Annotated in this window: 14 protein-coding genes; 6 read left to right on the forward strand and 8 right to left on the reverse strand. The window is 35.2% G+C overall.

Annotated elements, in window-relative coordinates:
- Positions 1-53: 53 nt before the first annotated feature.
- The 3 genes from K322_RS0109880 to K322_RS0109890 form a co-directional block, all read right to left on the reverse strand.
- Positions 54-5,459, reverse strand: coding sequence for a helicase-related protein (locus tag K322_RS0109880; RefSeq protein ID WP_026626741.1), 5,406 nt, complete (start codon positions 5,457-5,459; stop codon positions 54-56).
- A complete protein-coding gene (locus tag K322_RS0109885) occupies positions 5,449-5,886 on the reverse strand; it encodes a DUF1896 family protein (protein ID WP_026626742.1) in 438 nt (145 codons plus the stop codon). The genes K322_RS0109880 and K322_RS0109885 overlap by 11 nt, the downstream gene beginning before the upstream one ends.
- A gap of 213 nt (positions 5,887-6,099) precedes the next feature.
- Positions 6,100-7,491 carry a DUF3945 domain-containing protein gene (locus K322_RS0109890; protein WP_026626743.1) on the reverse strand — a complete coding sequence of 464 codons (1,392 nt, stop codon included), beginning with the start codon at positions 7,489-7,491 and terminating at the stop codon, positions 6,100-6,102.
- 216 nt (positions 7,492-7,707) lie between these two features.
- Between K322_RS0109890 and K322_RS0109895 the strand changes: the two genes are divergently transcribed.
- Positions 7,708-9,480: an NACHT domain-containing protein gene (locus K322_RS0109895; protein WP_026626744.1), complete on the forward strand. Its 1,773-nt coding sequence runs from the start codon at positions 7,708-7,710 to the stop codon at positions 9,478-9,480.
- 76 nt (positions 9,481-9,556) lie between these two features.
- Here K322_RS0109895 and K322_RS20280 read toward each other — a convergent pair whose 3' ends face one another.
- Positions 9,557-10,711 (reverse strand): leucine-rich repeat domain-containing protein, encoded by a 1,155-nt coding sequence (locus K322_RS20280; protein ID WP_157279422.1) that lies wholly within the window; start codon positions 10,709-10,711, stop codon positions 9,557-9,559.
- Between the two features lie 202 nt (positions 10,712-10,913).
- Positions 10,914-12,914, reverse strand: coding sequence for a conjugal transfer protein MobC (mobC, locus tag K322_RS0109905; RefSeq protein ID WP_026626745.1), 2,001 nt, complete (start codon positions 12,912-12,914; stop codon positions 10,914-10,916).
- Between the two features lie 172 nt (positions 12,915-13,086).
- Here mobC and K322_RS0109910 point away from each other — a divergent pair, with 172 nt between their 5' ends.
- A complete protein-coding gene (locus tag K322_RS0109910; RefSeq protein ID WP_026626746.1) occupies positions 13,087-16,017 on the forward strand; it encodes a TrlF family AAA-like ATPase in 2,931 nt (976 codons plus the stop codon).
- Between the two features lie 227 nt (positions 16,018-16,244).
- Here K322_RS0109910 and K322_RS0109915 read toward each other — a convergent pair whose 3' ends face one another.
- The 3 genes from K322_RS0109915 to mobA form a co-directional block, all read right to left on the reverse strand.
- Positions 16,245-17,450 (reverse strand): IS256 family transposase, encoded by a 1,206-nt coding sequence (locus tag K322_RS0109915; RefSeq protein WP_026626747.1) that lies wholly within the window; start codon positions 17,448-17,450, stop codon positions 16,245-16,247.
- 103 nt (positions 17,451-17,553) lie between these two features.
- Positions 17,554-18,825, reverse strand: a complete 1,272-nt coding sequence (gene mobB, locus K322_RS0109920; protein WP_026626748.1) for a conjugal transfer protein MobB — start codon at positions 18,823-18,825, stop codon at positions 17,554-17,556.
- The gene (gene mobA / locus K322_RS0109925; RefSeq protein WP_026626749.1) at positions 18,810-19,253 is read right to left on the reverse strand and encodes a conjugal transfer protein MobA; all 444 of its coding nucleotides are present in this window, start codon (positions 19,251-19,253) and stop codon (positions 18,810-18,812) included. Before mobA ends, mobB begins: the two co-directional genes overlap by 16 nt.
- Before the next feature lie 676 nt (positions 19,254-19,929).
- On the opposite strand from mobA, the gene K322_RS0109930 reads away from it, so the two are divergent.
- The 4 genes from K322_RS0109930 (at position 19,930) to K322_RS0109945 (ending at position 22,228) form a co-directional block, all read left to right on the forward strand.
- The gene (locus tag K322_RS0109930; RefSeq protein WP_026626750.1) at positions 19,930-20,703 is read left to right on the forward strand and encodes a ParA family protein; all 774 of its coding nucleotides are present in this window, start codon (positions 19,930-19,932) and stop codon (positions 20,701-20,703) included.
- Positions 20,696-21,103, forward strand: coding sequence for a DUF3408 domain-containing protein (locus K322_RS0109935; protein WP_026626751.1), 408 nt, complete (start codon positions 20,696-20,698; stop codon positions 21,101-21,103). The genes K322_RS0109930 and K322_RS0109935 overlap by 8 nt, the downstream gene beginning before the upstream one ends.
- A gap of 3 nt (positions 21,104-21,106) precedes the next feature.
- Positions 21,107-21,769: a hypothetical protein gene (locus K322_RS0109940; RefSeq protein ID WP_026626752.1), complete on the forward strand. Its 663-nt coding sequence runs from the start codon at positions 21,107-21,109 to the stop codon at positions 21,767-21,769.
- A 159-nt stretch (positions 21,770-21,928) separates the two neighbouring features.
- Positions 21,929-22,228 carry a DUF4134 domain-containing protein gene (locus K322_RS0109945; RefSeq protein WP_026626753.1) on the forward strand — a complete coding sequence of 100 codons (300 nt, stop codon included), beginning with the start codon at positions 21,929-21,931 and terminating at the stop codon, positions 22,226-22,228.
- The last annotated feature ends 17 nt before the right edge of the window (positions 22,229-22,245 follow it).

The following is a 22,245-nucleotide window of genomic DNA, read 5'->3' on the forward strand; positions in this document are numbered from 1 at the left end:
AATAGCCTTTTTAGAGTTTCTTCGTTGTGAAACGCAGAAGCTCTTTTTTATTCTTACAATCTCACGCCTCTATATCCAGAATTCTCTTCTTTATTTTTCTTGTTCTCTGGAATATCGACTTTTGGATTCTCAGGCCTGCCTAATAATATACGATCCCTATTTGCATCAATAATCTCCTTAATACTCATCGGTTGTCCAGAACGAACATTATTTGCAGAATCAGCAGACTGTACTGGAGCAACCTTTTGAACTTCTTTTGGCTCGTCTTTCGTTGTCAGAGTAAGCTGAATCTGCCGATCCAAAGCGACTAATTCTGTTTTTAATTCTTTCAATTGAGGCTCTTTTTTGAAAGAAGAGTCAATAACCTGTTCAAGTATAGGTAGATCCTTAGATAGTTTCTCATTATCGTTCTGATATTTCTCAATCAACTTAGGAATACGCTCCAAAGCATTCAGAAAATTCATAGCGGCCAGTTTGAGGTCAGTAGCGATATGCCCGTTATTGTAGTTATACTTTATTCCACCCTCCCCTTCTATAAAGAATCGATTATCTTTAAAGATCGAACCTTCCTTTTGACTATCCTCTGTCTTTACAAGAAGCTTGAAGTCATAGAGTGTTCCAATAGTAAAAAACTCGTTATTGGTACGGGCATTATCCGATAAGTGATTTAACTTTTCTCCGACAACCTTAGGATCGGAAGAATTTATTCCTTCCAATTTTACAGGATTCAGTTTATTCCCTTCCTTATCTGTCTGAGCACGATTACTGAATGCATCCCAGTCTTTTGTCATGCGGTTTATCATTTGGGTATTTCCTTCGATGGTTCGGGTACTATCCTCATATTTGAAAGTTGCTGAAGATTTACTTTTGACAAATGCTTTCTTCTCACTTTCCAAAGCATTGATCTTTTTCTCCAATTTGGCTTTTTCCAATAAATCGGTATTGCCTGAAAGAATAGCCACATACTCCGAAAAATTCATACCTGCACTTTCATCCATGCTACCTTCATCAATAGTACGGCTACCCAGACTATTATTCTTTAGCTGATTGATAAATGTTTGTTTATTCTCTAACAGATTGAATTTATAGGAATCAAGGCTTTTCTCGACTGCATAGATAACTACATCCACTTTATTGTCTGCATATATTTTAGCGATCTCATTCCCTTTGCGGATAGCCCGTCCGTCCCGTTGTTGCAAGTCAGACGGTCTCCACGGTGTATCCAAATGATGGATAGCCACAGCTCTCTGCTGAGCATTTACCCCTGTGCCCAACATGGAAGTAGAACCGAACAATACTCGAATACGTCCTTCATTCATCCCTTCGATCATTGTTTTACGGGCATTGTCTGTCTTTGCTTCCTGAATAAAACGTATCTCATGTGCCGGAATACCATGATCCTCTACCAGCTTGCGTTTAATCTCCGAATAAGGATTCCATTCATTGGGTTTGTACGTGCCTAAATCAGAGAATACAAATTGTGTTCCTTTATTGGATTCATATTTATTGTAATACTCTGCTATTTTAGCTGCACAATGAGATGCTTTGTTATCGACATGGTCACCATATGCCTGATTAATCATTCGCATATCCAATGACATCTTACGGGCATAGTCAGTCGCAATCAGCATCTTTGCTTTACCCTCTTTTTCAGTCAGTGGAGCACGACCCAGTAATGTGGCATCTCCGGTCTTGGCAAATTCCATTAGTTTTTGAATAAATATTTCCTGCTGGGGTGTAGGTGGAATATTGTATAGTATCTCATTTTTTTCGGGTCTATCTATTCCTATATCCTTTGCTGTACGAAAATCGGTTATTTCCGCATAAAAGTTCGCCAGTTCAGGGACTTTGATAAAATAACGGAATCGTTCTTTCTGTACAATCTGGTTTGTCACGGAAAACTCATAATCTGTAGTCTTTTTAGCATAGATAGCTGCCCATGCATCAAAAGAATTGATACCCTGATTCTCCAATTCTTTCGGACGAAGGTATTTGAATAACAGATATAATTCTGTCAGGGAGTTGGATATAGTTGTCCCCGAAAGAAATGTAGCTCCTAAGTCTTTATCTGTACGTTCCTGTATGGTGCGAACAGCAAAGAGCATATTCAAGGCTCGCTGGCTTCCTTCTGGATTACCTAAGCCTGCAACACGATCATGTCGAGTGGTAAAGGTCAGGTTCTTAAATTGATGAGATTCGTCTACAAACAAATGGTCTATCCCCATCATTTTAAAGTCAACCACATCATCTGTACGATTCTTTATGGTATCGGCAAGTACACTCAATTTTACTTCCAGATTTTGTTTTCTTACTTCCAATCCCCGTAACATGCATTTGGATGCGGATTTACCTTCAATCTGTTCGATAACACGAAGATTCTCTTCGACCGAATCCAGTTCCGCTCGAAATATCTGTTGCTGCATTTCTGGAGATTGGGGTAGCTTTCCGAATTGATCGTGCGTCAGGATAATGGTATCCCAGTTATTGTTCTTTATGTCGTTGAAGATCTTTACCCGTTTACTTGGTGTAAAGTCTTCCTTGCCCGGATAGAGAATCTTTGCATTTGGATATGCTGTTCTAAAGGTATGAGCTATTTCGTGTACATTAGCTTTCAAGCCTAATATCATTGGCTTATTAGCTAAACCAAGCCGTTTCATTTCATAGGCTGCAATACACATAATAAGTGTCTTTCCTCCACCTACTTCATGATCGGCTATGCCTCCGCCTATTAGTTTTTGCATCCAGATACAATCTTTCTGGCTTGGATATAAATCGACAATACCCAATGCTTTCAGGTCAAGATCAGGAAATGTCTGGTGTGAACCATCGTACTCGGGGCGTACATAACAATTGAACTTCTTGTTGTATAGATCAGCCAGCTTATTTTGAAATTCGGGAGACTGGTCGTTGAGCCAATCGGTAAAGCCGTTCCGGATTTCGTCTATTTTCGAATTTGCTAACTGGATTGCTTCCGGGTCTGCGACTTTTACACTTTTACGTTCCCCATTCTCATCCAATACTTCAACTGTCTTGGTAATATTCGGAGTTGTGTTAAGCAGTGCATGCTTCATCAGATGGATACCTGTAAAAAGTTGTTTCTCACTTTGTACAGCAAACTTTTCATTAATGATCAGGTTGCTTCGTTCTGAATTGACCGTAAAATCATCACGGGAAGCATAGTATTCAATATCTACATTGGTTTCAAAGAGTGTACCAGCATAATCCCGATAGGTTTGCATCGGTATCCAGCGTTCTCCGAAATTAAAATCCAGTTCAGCATAGCGTATTGGTTGTGGAATGGATTCTTCTAATACTTTAAGGGAGGTTTGTGATGCCGGATCATTCGGATGATTAGTAAGATAGTTTTTGACTTGCTCTGCTTTTTCAATTACATTGCCTGAAATAAACTTATCCCGTATCTCAAAGTTTTGGATCATCGGGTTGAAATAGATTTGTCCTTCCAGTTCCTTTAATACCTCTTCCCGTTTTTTATTATCCAGTAGTGAGAGCATGTAATCCATGTGAATCTCACCATATTTGTTTAATGATGCTACTAAAGCTTCTCGGGAAGTTTCTGCATGTTTTATCTCATCAGGATTAAAACTTACAGGCCTCTGAAATATATCTGCCTTTTGCAATTTTCCGTCTATCCTGCGTTCTAATGCAAGAATAGCTGTTCCGGAAGTATCCATTTTAATTATATCGAGATTCTTCTTATTATTCAGATTTCCATAGAGCCTGAAAAAAGAATCGTAAGAGCTATTCAGGTCTTTTCGTAAATCAGGTTCTTCAACAAGATTCTTGGCTTCATAATCATACAGCTTATGATACGCATCCCGTAATTGAATATACCTGTCAACCTTTGACTGTTGTATTGTTGGTAGATCTAAAGGCTGAAACATGGCATCCTTTCTGTAACGTTCTTTCAGATAGCCGATCTGCCCATTATCCTTAACCAACGAGCCTTGCTTATGATATTCTTCCAATGTAGCGGAGAATGGTCTAAGTTCCATTGGTGGTTTTGGTTTCTCTTTCCTTATAACTTGTTCAGGCTTGGATTCAGGTTTTTGTCTCTCATTGGAGGAAAACAAACTTAACTGTATAGGTTTCTGATTGGGTTGAGATGTGCGTTTTCTTTTGTTCGGTTTAATCTGTGTACGCTCGGCTTCTGTAAACCCAAACAAATCATATAAAGACATGGTTGGTTGTGATACATTCAACTCAATAGCTTTCTCTTTCTTCTCTGTAGGCTGTGAGGTACTATTTATCGGAGGTGTATTATGAACAGTCTTTTGGCTTTGTGTTGAATATTTATAGTATAAGTTCAGATCGAGGTTTAATTTAAAGTCAGCATTTAACACCTGCTTTAAATCAGAAGAAATTGCTTCCATTCCCCCTTCATGTAAGAATACCTGTGCCGGCTTTCCATATGGATCGGTATCTGTAAATCCTTTGGTATGGACTATTCGTTGCAGGTTCTCAAAGCTGCTGTTTATTGTTATGCTGGGTGAAAGCTCATAGGTTGTCAGGAACTTTTTCTCCTGACGGGTTAGTTCTTGCTTTTGTGTATTCTTTTGCAGAACGATTAAGTCACTACCGACTTCTGTTCCTGCATTTTCTATAAAGAGATTATTCGGTAAACGGATAGCTGATATCAGATTCGTATTATTCATCAGCCATTGGCGAACGGCCTGGTTATTGGGTGAGTTTAATACTCCCTGAGAGGTAATAAATGCCATCAATCCTCCTTCACGCAATGTTTCAACTCCTTTCAGAAAGAAATAATTATGAATGGCCCGAGTAGAATCCCTATGCAGTTTATCTCTTTTCATAAATTCTACATCGAATACACTCATCTCTCCAAAAGGAATATTGGAAGTAACCACATCAAAATGATTATTATATCGGCTCTCAATCGTTTCAAAGCCATCTACAATAACCTTATCATCTGGATTGATAAAGGAAAGTATTTTACCTGTCAGCAGATCCTTTTCAAAATTGATGATATCAGCTTTGAGATAGCGAAAAGAAAAAGCAGAGGAAAAACCACCCATGCCAGCCGATGGGTCCAACAGACTATTTATCTGTACATCGTTATCCTTGAAAGTATCAGCCAGAGCTTGAACAACTAAAGGCGGAGTGTAGAAAGCAGTCAGTACCGAGTTCTTTATACTATTGATGTATTGCTTATACTCTATAGAAGAGCCAGTATTATCACTGATAACCCTATGTAGTTCGGCAACCATCGGAAATAACTCCAATTCGGATTTTGCCCATGCTGCTGTATCTGCCAGACTATTGACAGGATTAAGTACACATTTAAGTCCCCCGAATCCGGTATATTCCATTAATATATCCTGCTCAATTTCGGTAGCCTCGCGTTGTTCTTTTTCAAGGGTAAAAACAACTTTGATCGCATCGATATTGGCTCTGAGATGAGCCTTTTTATTATAGCTCATGTCCGTCCTCCCATATATCGATTATTCCAACCAATTCCGTATAGAGTAGATTGTATTCGGCAGAATACGCAAACTCATCATGCAGGGTATATTCTGTAAAGACTTCTTCACAGATAGGGAGTAGTAACATCGTTTTCTGAAAGACTTCGCTTTCGGGGATATAGGAGAATTCCTCTAAGAGAATCGTACGGATGGTATCGAACTTGGAGAACAAAAGCCCTTCATATAAAGCTTTACAAGCCATTTCTTCAGCCCGGTCGTGTGAATAACCGTCTTTTATTGCATCGGAATAGGCTTCGGCTGCAATATCTGCTCTTGTTTTAATGAATTGGGAATCTCCTGTTTTGTCAGGGTGGCTTTCCTGAAGATAGGAATGAAGAAGTAGTCCGTAATAGGACAACTCCTGCTGGTTATTTTTAGCTTTCATTGTGATGGAAATTAGTGGAGGTCGGCAGACCGTTTTTAATAATGTAGTATAGGGGATTGCTTCTAAAAGCAGAACGGCTCCCGGGTTTTCCTTTCCCCGAGAGCCTCCACTAATTTCTCAAAGTTACAAGCTGCCCAAAGTACCTCCCGATACGGTTGGCCGCCTATGATAGTAAGATTGTAGAAATCAGTGGTAAATATAGGGATTTATATGCTATCTTCTTATTCCCCGGGATTGTTGCTGAGACTCTTCCAGTTCTTGCTTATTCTCCTGCTTTTCTTTCTGTTTTTCAGTTGGTGTGGTCTGTCCTTGCTCTAACGGCTCTTTTACTTTCTTGGTAGCTTCATTAGTTTTTCCTTCCGAATTAACGGCAACCTGCACCTTATGACGATCATCAGGTTTAACCGCTCCTTGTTCCAATGCTTTCTTGTAATCGGTAGCAAACATGAAGTCGGTTTTACCCGTTTCGGGTTTCCATGTAATGTAGCCATTGTAGTTTTTTCCGTTACGATCAGTCAGGCCACTGACATAAACGGTTTTTCCTTCATTCAGGCTCGCCTGCTGATCATTAGTCAGTTCTTTCTTGCGGAAAGACTTTGGGGCTTCTTGCTGGCTTTCAGATTGGTGTTGGGATTGGCTTTGCCTGGGAGTATTTCCAAAATATATTTCAAGACCTCTTCTGTCGGCATTAATTTGAACCGTACCGCTAAACAGTGTGTCTTTCTTGGATTTCATATCTTCTAAGTATACACCTTTCCCTTCTGCCAGGTTTTTCTTCTGTTCCTCACTTAATTTGATACCTTTAAACTCATCCGGTATTTTTATTCTGTCGGCTCGAAGGGCTACCAGTTCATTGGTCAGTTTATCGATGGAGACAAAAGCATTCATCTTCATACCTCCTTTGGGTTCAATCTCAATCAGTCTTCCGGCATTGCCTGTTTGGCGAAGGTTCTCTTTATCTTCTTTTGTGAATGTTACTCCCATAAAGGGATAATTAAGTTCGGGTGCATTACGTATATTGTGAATACGCAGTTTGAGGTTACCCTCTGCATCTTCTCTGAAAGATAAACGGGCATCGGAATAGACGGCTTCTCCCAAAGCCTCGGTTTTGATAGTAAGTAGTACAGGGGATTTTTGCCAGTTCAGCATCGGTTCTAGACTACCTGATCTATCGAGTTTTTCTTTGGTGATACCTAACTCGGCTAACTGATCCCAATTAATTCGGGATTCATCCAATGCCTGATATTCTTTTGGAGCAAAAGCTTCAGGTAATATCTTGTAGGCATCCAATGCTTCTTTATTAGATGGATTATCGGGGTCTTTCAGCATTTCTTTGAGAACAGGTGTAATACTCTCAAATAACTCTAACGGTATTTTAAAGAAATGAAAATGTGTAGGATCTTTACTCTGCTTCAGGAAGTTTTTGAAGAAGTTTTCTAGGACATCAGCATTTTTGTCGATTTTCAGGAAAGCGGGTTCATTCTCTTTGGTAGGCTTGACAGTTTTAGGTGTTCCGTCTTCATCGATACCACTGACAACATTCAGGTTGTTACTCTCTTTTTCTGTGACTAGCAGAATTTCATGGTCGTTTACTTTTTCATTCATTTTATCGAAAATTAGTGATGCATCAACAGCAATGCTTTACTAATTTAGAATGAAAATATTGGTATATAGCTGATTATAAAAGAACTGTCATCTGATGACATCTGGTGTCATCATTTGTCTGGGATGAAATTATAAAATGAATTAAAGATCTTTTGATAATGATTTATATTAAATTTTCAAGTAATTTTATATTTCATTAAACGATACAAATATACTATGGATATAATAAATACACTGTCCTCTACATTTAGAGTATTTTTGGGTAATTCATTAGAAAAATTATTGGGTGAGCTTGGTGAAGAAGTTAAGCATATTATCAATAACAATATATTGGAATATCAAGTAGAGGAAGCTAAGAGAAACTTCTATACAAAGACTCTTTTACACCGAATAAATCCTGTTGAATTAAGTAAATTTTATCAACCATTATTCGTACGAGAGTATAATATATTTGAAGAATCCGCTATTGGAAATAGAATTTCAACAGAATCCACCAGGAATTTATTTAGTAAATTAAAAAATTCTAGGTGCTTAACAATTATCGGCAGTGCAGGAAGTGGAAAAAGTACATTGATAAAAAATTTATTTATTGACTCAATTAAATCAAATTTCAAAATTCCGATAAAGATAGAGTTAAGGTATCTAAATGAATTTAATGGTTCCCTCTTAGAATACATCAATAATATGGTTTTTAAACTACAAAAATTAGGAACACATGATAGAATTATTGAGAGGTTATTAGGCTCTGGCGATTTTATTTTCTTTTTAGATGGTTATGATGAAGTGAGCTCTTCTAAAAAAGCTAAAGTAACAAAAGAAATCGATGATATGGTTAAAGTATATAATAAGAATTATTATCTATTGTCTTCAAGGCCATATACAGAAATTGAATTACTACCTCTTTTTGTAAATTACTTAGTCTGCGACTTATCTGAAAGTGAAATTTCTGAATTTATAGAAAAGCAAATAGAAGAAAGAGAATTATCAAGCAGAATGATTGAAGCTATCGGATTGGAAGCAAACAAATCATACAAAAGCTTTCTTTCCAATCCACTACTCCTATCTATGTTTATTCTTACTTTTCAATCATATTCCAATATTCCTCAAAAACGCAGTCAGTTTTACAGTCAAGTGTTTGATACATTGTATTCTACACATGATAGTATGTCAAAGATGGCTTTTGTTAGAGAAAAAGAGAGTGGTTTATCTAGAGACCAGTTTGTTGAAATTTTAAAGCTATTTTCATTTCTCTCATTTTTTGAGGAAAAATTCATATTTTCAAAAATCTATATTGAGGAAAAATTTTCAGCTATCAAAACGAAAAAACAGAAACTACATTTTGATAGTGACATTTTACTTAAAGACCTGCAAATAGCAATAAGTATTTTGACTAAGGAAGGTACTGATTACGTGTTTCCTCATAGATCATTACAAGAATATTTTGCAGCAACTTATATCGCTTTTTTAGAAGAGTCTAATAAAAATACTATTTACACTAAAATACTTAATTCTCTCTCAAAAGAATCTTCTACGAAATTAACAGCTAGAGAAAATTTCTATTCCTTGTTAGCAGAACTTGATGAAAGATCTGCAATCGAATTTCTAATTATACCATATTTGAAAAAATCTCTAACCTTAATTCATGAATTGGATGAAAAGGATGATAAAGACAAAGCCCAAGGTTGCTTTAACCGATTAAAAGCATTTTTTGACTGTTTCTATGTTATTTTAAAATATAATCAATTTATACAGCAGAATAATAAACAAATCACAAAATATTCAGCATATAAAAAGATTGAGAAGAAGAACTGGAGAGGGGGGACAGATGAAAAAAAAATTGCAAATATTTGTAAGAAAAAATTAGCAAAAGTTGACATTATACCTTTTTTAAAAAAGCAAGAAATTGAAATTGAACAATTACTTAATACTTTTTCTGAATATTTGGATAGAGAAAGAGAAATAGATGAAGAATTTATTTCATTAATATGAATTTGAACTGTCTGGACAACTATGTTAACTTTTCAGCCAACAATAATTCTTAATAGATTATTCTATTTTTGATTTCTTATGTATTAATTATTTCTTTTATTTCTTGCATTAATTTTGTCAATGTTCTTTCTTGCTCTGCATATGTGCAGTCTTCTAATGTTTTTTCGGGAGCATTTACTGCTTGATATTTACCTATATTTGTATCTGTAAATAGACATGGAGAAAGAATTATTGGTAAAATAACAGCTCCATTCTTTTCAGCTTTTTCTAAGAGGTGTGGGACTTCCTTTCGCATAACAAATTGAGATGCGATAAAATCTGCTGAAATTAGTAATATCGCAATATTTGCTTTATCCATCGATTCTTGTATTGATTTTAACCATTCATCTCCGGTTTTAATTCTAGTATCTTCCCAAATATCAAAATTTAGATTTAAGTTTTTTAATCCTTCTAGATGTATTATTACTCGATTTAGCCAGTCCTTGTTTGAGTGAGCATAACTAATGAATATATGAGGAGATTTTTCTTCTGTTGTTGTTTGCACCATTTCTTCACTTTCTACATAAAAACTGTAATTGCTTAATTTAGATGATTTTATCGCATTTCCCTTTATTCGGGAGAGCACAAGGTATTCTGTATTTGTTTTTGAAGGTAGCTCTATAGTTGAAAAAGCATATATATTTTTTAACTGTTGTTCTAAAACTAACTCCAAACTAAAGTCTTCAACGGGATTATCGTTAATCCATATTGATTCTAGGCTGGTAATATTTTTCAACCATTTCAAATTTTTTAGTTTGTTCTTACTAATATTAAGCTTTTCTATTGTCTTAGGCAGAATTTCAGAATCAATATACTCTATATTATTATTCTGAATCATCAAAATTTTGAGATATTTTAGCTTTAGAATTTGTTTGGGAATTGTTTTGAGTTGATTATGGGATAGTATCAAAATTTTCAATCTCTTTAGATTAAATAGACCTGCTTGTAATAGTTTTAGTTTATTATTTGAAAGATCTAATACTTCAAGTTTATTTAATTTATCAATATCTTTAGGAATCTTACTTAACCCATTATTTGATAGATTGAGCTTTTTTAAATTGGTACAGAAAAAGACCTCTTTAGGGATCTCTATTAACCCCCGATTAGAAAGATTTAAAGAGGTTATCTGAGTATTTGTTTTTGCATTGATCTGAATCATACCAATCTCATTTTTAATTATTATCTTTGCCAAACTCGGTCTATGGTGGGTAGCGAGTCTAAATAAAGAAGCCGAAAAACTTTAGGCACCAAATTCAAATGGGGACTAAAGAGTTTCACTTCTGCTACGGCATCCACTCATTAATACATTAATGTATATCTGTTTCCAGAAACACTGGAAACAGTATTGAACCTCTTGGAAAAATCAAGAGGTTCTCTCTTTTACAAATGTAATATTATTTCTTCACCAACTTACTCAACTTAGGATCTTTCATAATCCGATCCATTTCAATTTCAACAATCTGCGTAATATCTTTCTTAATCGTATAGTAATTATTTTCAATGACATCTTTCATTGACTTGTTATAAACCTCTTGAAAATTCATAATAACAGGTATCTGTTTGAACTGTTTCGTTTCAGTAGATACCTTTTCTGTATCCACAACAATCTGAGCATGAAATATCTTCTGTTCAATTCGTTCTTCAAAATTATCGGAAACAGAACCGACAAACATGCCCTGGGTGAGTGTTGATATTTTAGATGCCGGAATCAAAGCATCTAATTGAGTATTAATCGTAGTCGATTTATCCTGTTTATTAATAGTCATCGATTGCCGTTTCTGCAATACTTTCCCGAATCGATCTGATAAATTCTTAGCAGTGTCACCAACTACTTGTCCAGAAAAAATATTACCGACCGTATTCATTACAACATCAGCTTCTTCACGTCCATAATCACGAGTCAATTGCGATATATCCTGAAATCCCAGACAAACAGCGACTTTATTACTTCGGGCAGTTGCAATCAGATTATCCAACCCACGAAAATAGATAGTCGGTAACTCATCAATAATAACGGATGATTTAAGCAAACCTTTCTTATTGATTAACTTTACGATACGGCTATTGTATAATCCTAAAGCTGCACCGTAAATGTTTTGCCTATCGGGGTTATTACCAACACATAATATTTTCGGAGCATCGGGATTATTAATATCCAATGTAAAATCATTACCTGACATCACCCAATAGAGTTGTGGCGAAATCATTCTTGACAATGGAATTTTCGCACTAGCAATCTGTCCTTGCAATTGTTCTTGTGCATTACCATGCCATGCATCCATGAAAGGAGAAAGATAGTTTTCTAATTGCGGATAGGATGTCAAAATAGGAAATATTTCTTTATACGGTTTATTCAGAAATTCAATCGCATGAGGAAACGTACAATACTTACCTCCATCGTATAATTTGAGATACCAGATAATTGCAGCTAACAGAATAATTGGTGATTCCACAAAAAAGTCACCTTGCTTCTGTATCCATGTTTTATTTAAGTTCAACATAATTGTATAGGCTGATTCATAAGCATCTGAAATATCCGTCATAAATTCAGGTGCAATCGGATTACAACGATGACTACGCTCAGGATTATCAAAATTGATAACATAAAATTGAGGATCAACATTATATCTATCTGCATACTGCAACATCTTATTATAGGCTATTGTTGATAAATCAGGATATTTAAAATCATAACAGTACAGAGCAAAGCCTTTACTTATCTGTTGATCTATGTAATTATTGACTACCGCAAAAGACTTACCGCTACCGGGAGTTCCAAGTACAATAGTTGCCCGAAAAGGATTAACCACATTAATCCATCCCTTATGTTGTTTCTTCTGATACTGAAATAATGTAGGCAGATTGACCGAGTATTCATTTTCCTTGAGCTGCGTTTCCTGCATAAAACTTTCGTTCTCCATATTAAAAACATCTTCCATCAGATTCGTTTTCAGTAAACGACTCATCCATAATCCACCCATCAACAACAGAATGTAGCCAATTGTCATTGTGAATATATATAAGGCTGTATTCGCCACTAACGGCAGAGGGAGAGCTAATATCCACCAATTGAGAAAAAAGAATATAAAACCGAAAAATAAGAAAACATAGATTTTATTCCAAGTTATTTTTTCCTCTTTTACTCCTTTCGTTCCTAAACAGGATAGAGCCAGAAATACGACTGCAAAAAGTTTTGTCCAAAGAATATGTGAAAACAATCCGGCTGTATTCTGAAAGTTGAGCAGAATTTTATCTACAACGCCGATATTAATGCCCATCTTCCAAATGGACTGATAACAGAACCAATATATATGGATAACCACAAATAAAATACTAATGGCTCGCATGAATTCCATTACTTTAGCGAGTCCTCTCAAGTCATCTTCGTTTTGCATATTTTTGATTTTTAATTTCAAAAATATAGACATTAATGATTGAGATATAAGACATTTTAATGCCAATATTGGACATATATAAATTCTGACTATTATTAAATAAATATTTATTCTAAAACAAAAAATGTATCAAAAAATCTTAATATCTTAGTGTATTGTTAAAAATAATTCTATGAATACAACAAATGAAAGAGGTTCTCAATGGAGAAGGTGGGATCTACATGTACATACAAAAGAAACAAATAAGAATGATAATTTTGAATCTTCTGATTTTAATATTTTTTGCAAGTCTCTATTTCAAAAAGCACTAGAAAAAGGAATAGCAGCAATAGGCATTACAGATTATTATAGTATAGATAATTATAAAAAAGTTTTAGAATACCAATTATCCATAGACGAGAATACTGACTTTAACATAGAGGAAAGAGCGAAAATTAGAAATATATTACTTCTACCCAACGTGGAATTAAGAATGCTTCCAGTTGGAGATAAAGGGCGATTGGTTAACATTCACTGCATATTTAATCCGTTTATATTAGACAAAATAGATAATTTTTTTTTTAATGCTATAGAATATTCTTCTGGTGATATTAACTATAAGATGAATAGAAATGGGTTTATTGAATTAGGTAAATATCTACAGCCTAATATTGAGGAGCTAACAGCATATAAGAAAGGAATAGAGAACTTTATTGTATCTATAGATCAACTATCAAAGTTATTAAAGAGTAATTCTACTTTAAGGGATAATATTATAGTTATTGTTAGTAATACCAAACATGATGGAGCCTCTTCATTTCAAAAACATCATGAATTTTTCACTTCTGATGCTGGTAGTTTAGAAGCTTTAAGAAAATCTATATACATAATCTCAGACTGTATTTTTTCAGGTAATCCCGAAGATAGACTATATTTTTTGGGAAAATCCGTAGATACTCCACGACAAGTTATAGCTAAGTGTGGCTCACTTAAAGCTTGTATTCATGGTTCAGACGCACACTCAGAAGAGAAATTATTTGAACCTGATTTAAACAGATATTGCTGGATCAAGTCAGACTTAACATTTGAAGGACTTAAACAAATTATATATGAACCAGAGCAAAGAGTTAGAATTCAAGAATCCATACCTGACATTAAAGATGATAAACTAATTATCGACGAAGTCCAATTTATAGATAAACATGGTAGATTCCGCCCAACTAGCATCAAATTTAATAAGAATCTTAATGTTATTATTGGTGGTAAATCCTCTGGTAAATCAATCTTACTATATAATATAGCAAAAGCATTATTGACAGATAGAACCATATTAAGAAAAGAAAAACCTAAAGAAGCTGAATATAAATATGATTTTTTAGGAAATGACTTTGATTTTATTGTGAAAATTTCATCAGGGCAAATTTGCTCTATAAATAGGGCCGATAATGAAGCTAGTATAATGCCGGAAATTAAATATATTCCACAAAATCATCTATCTAAGCTTGCAGATCCAGAAGAGAACAAAACAGGAAATGAACTTAGAAAATTAGTTAGAGGATTATTGTTGGAAGACGACACATATAATTATAAATATCAAGAGTTTATAAGTATTCTAAAACAAAATGATCAGAAAAGAGAATTTTTGATCAATAACTATTTTGTAATTAAAGATGAGTTAGACCTATTACAAAAAGAGAGAATTGTAAAAGGAGATGAAAATGTTTTAATATCAAATATAACAACGACAAACGAAAAAATAACAAAACTAAAAGAAAGTGTCGGATTATCAGACTCTCAAATTCAAGAATATAACTTATACAATGATGAATTGAATAAAATAAACATTAAACTTGAAATTATTAATTCTGATTTTTGGAGAGTCAAAGCTTTAAACGAAAAAATAATAGGAACTTTAAACCAAGTTATTTCAGAAATAGAAGTCTCTAAGACTTCTTTGAGTGAAGAGTCAAAATCATTTCTGACGCCATATTATCAAACTGTAACAAGTGCTCGAGACTCAATCTCCAATTTATCTAATCTTATTAAATTAAATGAAAATAATTATTTTGTGCATGAAAATTTATTTAGTCAACAACTTACATCTAAAAATCAAAGAAAAAATGAATTGATTAAATTATTAGAACCTTTCGTTAAAAATGAAGAAATAAAAAAACAAATTTCAGATTTAGAGAAAATAGCTCAAGAGGATGCTCAAAAACTAAGAGTTATTGCACAAATAAAAGGAGATATAAAGAGCCGCGAAGATCTATTATCTGAGGAAAAAACAAAGATATTCAAATTGTTTAAAGAAAATTTTTTCGAGTATAAATCCATTATTTCAAATATGGATGAGAGAACTAAGTCTTTACTCAATGACAATATGCACATTTTTGGAAATCCTCAATATAATTTTCCTAAACTAAGAAAGAATATAGAGCAAATAAGTGATGGAAGAACTCAATCATATAAGATTTATCCGACATTGTTTCATGAAGACCTTATTGGCTCCTCATCTTTTAATATTGATGATATTACAAATGAATTGATTAAGGTTTTTGAAGCTATTACAGAATCTAAGATTTATAGATTAAAAGATCGAATAGATATAAAAACCGCTATAAAAATATTATTAGATGATTATTTCTTCGATAATTGGGATGTACAATACGATGGAGATAACTTAGGTGATATGTCTGCAGGAAAAGCCAGCTTTGTCATACTTATGCTAATAATTGGCTTAAGTAAATCAAAAGCTCCAATATTAATAGATCAGCCTGAAGATAATTTGGACAATAGATCAATATCCAAAGACTTGGTTGAGTATATTAAAAAGAAAAAAGAAGAGAGACAGATTATTCTTATCACCCATAATCCCAATATTGTAGTTAACGCTGACGCTGAAAATATTATTGTAGCTAATCAAAAAGGACAAAATGATAGAAATACATCTAGCCCTTATCAGTTTGATTATATTAATGGAGCCTTAGAGAATACGAAATCAGCTGATATCAATGAAACAGATATATTGAAAAGTATGGGAATACGAGAACATATTGCTGATATTGTTGAGGGAGGAGAAGATGCTTTTATGAAAAGAGAATTAAAATATGGTTTTAAATTATAGTTGGAGTTGTTAAAGGTGATAACTAATTTGTAGTAAATAAGATGAAATAATCTTGATCAGCCAATTATATAGACAACCTACAACTGTCAGATTAAGTCTTAGCTATTACAAATTGAGGTACTGTCCCTAATTTTGTGTAAACGTCAACTACAAGGTTAAAGCTTTATCATATAAATTCTTTCAAATCTCCCCCCCAAAAAAACGGGGGAGTTTGAGAGGATTTTTCTTTACCGGTTCACTCTTTCTCCAAAGATAACCAAAAACTGATTAAAAATAATCCCCCAGTTCCAAACAGGCTGAGTCCACTTCTTTTCGATTTCATTGATAGCCAGATATACAGACTTCTTCAAGGCATCATCCGTGGGGAACGAGAGTTTGTTTTTAGTGTACTTCCTAATTTTTCCATTCAGGTTTTCAATCAGATTTGTGGTATAAATAATCTTACGGATTTCAAGGGGAAAATCATAGAATGAAGTAAGCTCATCCCAGTTATTACGCCAGGAACGTATTGCATAAGGATATTTAGAACCCCATTTTTGTTCAAACAAGTCAAGTTCAGAACTGGCTGCATTTTTGGTGGGAGCATTGTAAACGTTCTTTAAATCGGATGTAAATTCCTTCTTCTCTTTCCATACTACATAACGACAGGAATTGCGGATTTGATGGACTACGCATATTTGTGTAGTTGATTCAGGAAAGACTGTCTTTATGGTATCTGTAAAGCCGCTCAGGTTGTCAGTTACAGTTATCAGGATATCTTCTACTCCACGCGCCTTTAAATCGGTGAGAACACCCATCCAAAACGAGGCCGATTCTGTTTTACCAACCCACATACCCAAGACTTCTTTAAAGCCATCCTTATTTATTCCTACACACAAATAGACAGTCTTATTGATGACTTTGCCATTTTCCCTGACTTTGAAAACTATGCCATCCATCCAAACGATTAGATACAGGCTGTCTAATGGGCGGTTTTGCCATTCCTGAGCTAATTGAGTTACTTTATTTGTTATGATAGAGATAGCCGATGTGGAGAGGTTTATACCATATATCTCATGCATCTCTGATTCTATATCTGAAACACTCATACCTTTGGCATACAAAGAGATGACCAACTTTTCAATATTCAACCCCCGGCTTTGATATTTGGGAACGATAACCGGCTCAAACTCACTTTCTCTATCCCGGGGAATTTCAATAACCGATTCTCCATGTTTGCCCTGAATCTTTTTAGGATAACTGCCATTACGGGAATTACCCGTATTAATGCCGTCTTTTGAGCCTTTTTCATAACCTAAATGAGAATCCATCTCGCCCTGAAGCATTCCTTCATAAACCTTGACATGAAGCTCACTGATGAAAGCTTCTACATCTTCCTGGTTCTTGAACTGACTCAGGAACTCCTTACTTAAAAAATCTTTCGGTATGTCCATAATACTTACTTTTGATAAAGTTATTAATAAATGAAAAACTACAAGCCTTACAACCTGTAGTTTTCATTTACACAATATTATGGACACTGTCCAAATTGAGAGACTATAATCCCCGTTTACGTCTCTTTTCCTCCATCTTTATTCTGCGAGTAAAAGCCTCTTCTGCATAGTCTGTTCCATGCTGTTCCAATAACGAAAGATCTATTGTCGAATCTTCCTGTTTGTTATTATATTCAGTATTTTCAGTAAAGCTTTCTATTGAATTATCAGTTTCAGATCCTTTGGCTGTATTGTCTGCCGGATTTATCATTAGTTGATGTCTATTTGTAGTATCATCCTTAAATAGCTCATTGAAAATATTAGCAGAAAACTCCTTTCCCATTTTAGATCCATTGAAAACACATCTGCTCTGATGATCTATGAATGTTGCTCCATAAATACGACCGTCTCCATTCTCCCGAAATACTGCATTGATATTATGTTTAGCTAATTCATTCAGAAAAGCCTGCTTATCGGTATAGTTACTTATTGCCGAACCAACAATCAATTTAGGAGTCTCAAATACCTTGTGTTCTTTCATATACTTAGCTGAATACTCCAGTCGGCTTTGTAACGCATCATATCCTACACTTTTGCCGATAACAGAAGCTTTTATTGGATTACCTACCTTTTCTCCTTTCTCATCTATAGCTGAATATACCAGACCCAAATAATTCTTACCTTTAATCTCGCCCTTGACTTCCTCGACTGTTACCCCATAAAGGGATAATAAAGCACGAAACTCATTTACGGATTGGAAATGATAATTCTTAATGAGAGCTTTTGAAACATTAGCTATCTGTTTCTTTATATCTCCCGATTGGTATTCTACCCGTTTGAACTGTGGTACTTCTTCTGGTTGTTTTTTTTTCTCAGCAGTATGCAGGTTGTAAATTTTTTCCAATTCACGGGTGATTTTCTTTGACTGGAAGAAATTATTGGAATCTCCAATCTTTCTTCCGTTCCCATCTATATTTACTGTCACGATATGAATATGTTTTCGGTCTAAATCTTCGTGCTTATAGACAATATAAGGTTGGTCTCCTAAACCCATCTTTTCCATATAGGTTTGTGCAAAATCACTATACATTTCATCTGAAACGATATCATCAGGATGGGGATTAATCGATATATGCAGGATTGGTTTTTCTGTGTTCTTATTTGCATTCAAATAGGGAGCAAACGACTGATTTGCCAGATACATATTTAGAGATCCATCACGATTTAGCATGATTCGATTGCTAAAAAGAACCTTCGCTTGTTGTTCTTTTACCTTCTCCTGATTATACAACAATGCACCTTGAAGAGAGCTTCCCTTATTTATTTTTGCAACCATAGATGCCCGTATTTTCGTTCAAACTCATCTGTTAGTTCCATCATTTGTTTTTGTAAAATGACTAATTCAAGTGTTGCTTTTTCCAGTTTATAGAGAAAAGCCAATGCTTTTTTCTCTGTAAAATTTGATTTCAAAGCCTTTACTATCTGGTTATAATTTGTTCCGATAGCACGGTATTGTCCGAAAAAAGTTGTCATACGCATATAATAGTCCTGTACACCTTTATCTATTTTTACCACTTTTATAGGTCTGTTGAAAATGCAAGAGGTTATAAAATGTGCTTTGACTGCTTCTCCCGACTGTTCAAATAATGACAAGAACTTATTATTCTCATCTATATTCATTCGGATGGAATAGCGAAAAACAGCAGGCTTCTCTTTGAGATTCCTGCCACCTTTTCGCCTGTCTGATTGATTATCTGGTATCATAACTATATAAATATTTAATGAATAAAATCATGACTTCGGAATGATTTTCTCCCCTGTAAGGGGCAAGGGTTTTGAGCAGACGGAAAGTATTTCGGGCAGCTCAAAACATACCTTGCTAATGTCTGACGACATTCAAAATCCATCCTCCGATGGATTGCCCAAGAAGCTAATTTCGGAAACGAGAATTAGCCAATTCAAAATCCGGAAGATTATTATCACGCTACAAAGGTAGAGTCCATTAATCAAAAGGTTATCATAGGTTTATCGGACAAATGGTGACACCAGATGTCATTAGATGACAGTTCTTTTTTTACCGCTATTGGTTACCTATTTTCAATGTTCTTTTGTGTGAATCAATTAACAAATTGGTGAGTTCAGTTATTCAAAGACTCTTTAATGAAAGATGTCTCTAATCAGCTCAGTAATGACTTATATCGTGAGTGAATGAAGCTTTTGATTAGGGCAACAATGACGGAAGTTATGGCTTCATGAATGAATGACTTCACTAAGTCATGATGTCAAGCTATACCTCATTTGATATGGAGTTCACGAACTTCATATTTACATCATTCAGTAAATAATGACATTCTTATGTAACTCGTGAATAGCTGAACGAACTCTCTGATTCCTGATTGATCGAATGAATTATTGAATTACTTATTTAAAACAGTATCACATGAAAGGGAAAACATTATTTATCGCTATCTCTACCCAAAAGGGAGGAGCCGGAAAAACAGCTTTGACTGTATTACTATCCAGTTATCTGCATTATTCACAGGGTTACAATGTGGCTATCGTGGATTGTGACTATCCGCAATACAGCATTAATGGGATGCGATTGCGGGATAAACAGTCTGTAACAGAAGATCCGTATTACAAATCACTATTTTATAAGCAATGCAAGAGCCTGAACAAAAAGGCTTATCCGATTGAAGTGAGCCGGACTACTGAAGCAATAGAAATAGCCGAAAGAATTATTCATGAATCAGAAGTACCATTGGATTTTATCTTCTTCGATTTACCCGGAACGATGAATGCCAAAGGTGTATTAAGTACCCTTGCCCAAATGGATCATATAATAACACCCATTACTGCTGACCGCATGGTTCTGGAAAGCTCATTGGAATATGGCGGACTTATCAATGAGCAGATAATAACCACAGGCAAAGGAAATATAAAGAGTCTGCATTTACTATGGAATATGGTCGATGGAAGAGAGAGTAATCACCTGTATGGAGTATACGAATTAGTAATAGCTGAATTGGGCTTACAGGTCATGAAATCATTTGTTCCCGACACCAAACGCTTTCGTCATGAAATAACAATGGAACATAAACCGATCTTCCGCTCTACATTACTTCCTGCCGATAAGAGGTTGATAAAAGGCAGCCAGTTGGATCAGGTTACAGATGAATTTCTATCTATCGTGAAGGGAGGTGCTAATGGCTAAAAAAGAAAACGAATACGAAATTGATGAAGACTTTCTGCTGGCATCCATCGGAGAACGTAAAGAAGGCAAAGCTCCTCCTAAAAAAGAAGAAGAAATCGTAGAAAATATTGATGAGCTAGTAAAGCCTAAAGAGAATAGTAGTAAGCGGAATAAGCGAAGCAGTAGCAGTACGAATGATTATGAAGCTACTTTTTTATGCCGTAATGAAATACGACTGCGTCAGGGTGCATATATCAGCAGATCGGTATATCAAACGATTATGCGGATCGTAAAACAGATAGCCGGAGATGATGTATCAGTGGGTGGTTATATCGACAATGTTCTGAAGCATCATCTTGAAAAATACAAGGATGAGATAAATACTTTGTATAAACAAGACCGAACCGATTTAATAGACTAGACGATGATAGAGTTACTTATTATCCTATGCCTTGTGGGAATTATCCTGATTAAACTGTCGGATTACAGGATAACCATAAAGAAGAATTCTTCCGAATCTAAATCAGACAATGAAAAATCTCAGAAAAGAGAAAAAAGGGTTGGACGGGTTGGTAAAAGCATGCCTGATATCAGACAAATGATGACATTGAATGACAGTTCTTTAGAATTGGATAATGCACAGAAAAAAGCGTCTATATTTGATTCGTCAAAGGATGAAAGCGAGCCTGATCCGAAGGACTTAGTCATAGATGCCGATCCGACAGAAACAGTAATTGATCATGAAGAGGAAGACGAAATTGCTGCTTATACAAAAGGTGAAGTCTATACAGCCGGAGGGATGGATTATGAGGTAATGATGAATACCGTAAAGGTTATAAACAGCAAGACCGCCACCAAAGAAGAGGAACAGAAGGCCGGACAGGTTTTGTATGATAACCGGGATACAGAACTGGTAGATAAGATGGTTTCAGCAAAGAAAGAATTATCTGTCAGGATAACATCACTCATCGGACTCCGTCTTCAACAACATGCCGAAGAGAATCCGCAGTATGTTGAGCCAGGCCTCGCTTCTCATCTAAATGAATCGGACGAGTATAAGAATTTTAAAGCAGATGATTATTTCTAAGGTCAGATAATAACCATTTTAAGAAAGGAGGTTGCTAATGAGATAGAAAGTTGTAGAATATCTTTAATAAAACGGTCTGCGACCGCCACTAATTTCCAACGTTACAAGTTTAACCCGCTATGGGGAACTATCCACTCCTCATAGCTTAAAATCAATTTTATGTACAAAAAAGTTTCATTTTTTGTAGCCATACTAATGGCTGCATCGGCCTCTGCATTCGCTCAGGGAAACGGCATGCAAGGTATAACCGATGCGACAAACATGGTAACCTCTTACTTTGATCCGGCCACTAAACTGATCTATGCTATCGGTGCAGTTGTCGGTCTGATCGGAGGTGTAAAGGTGTACTCCAAGTTCAGCTCAGGTGATCCCGACACGTCTAAGACTGCCGCTTCGTGGTTCGGAGCATGCATCTTCCTAATTGTTGCCGCCACCATACTTCGATCATTCTTCTTATAAGAGTTTTAGACTCTCTT

This window comes from Indolivaga capnocytophagoides DSM 22835 (assembly GCF_000426485.1).
Classification (GTDB): domain Bacteria; phylum Bacteroidota; class Bacteroidia; order Bacteroidales; family Dysgonomonadaceae; genus Dysgonomonas_A; species Dysgonomonas_A capnocytophagoides.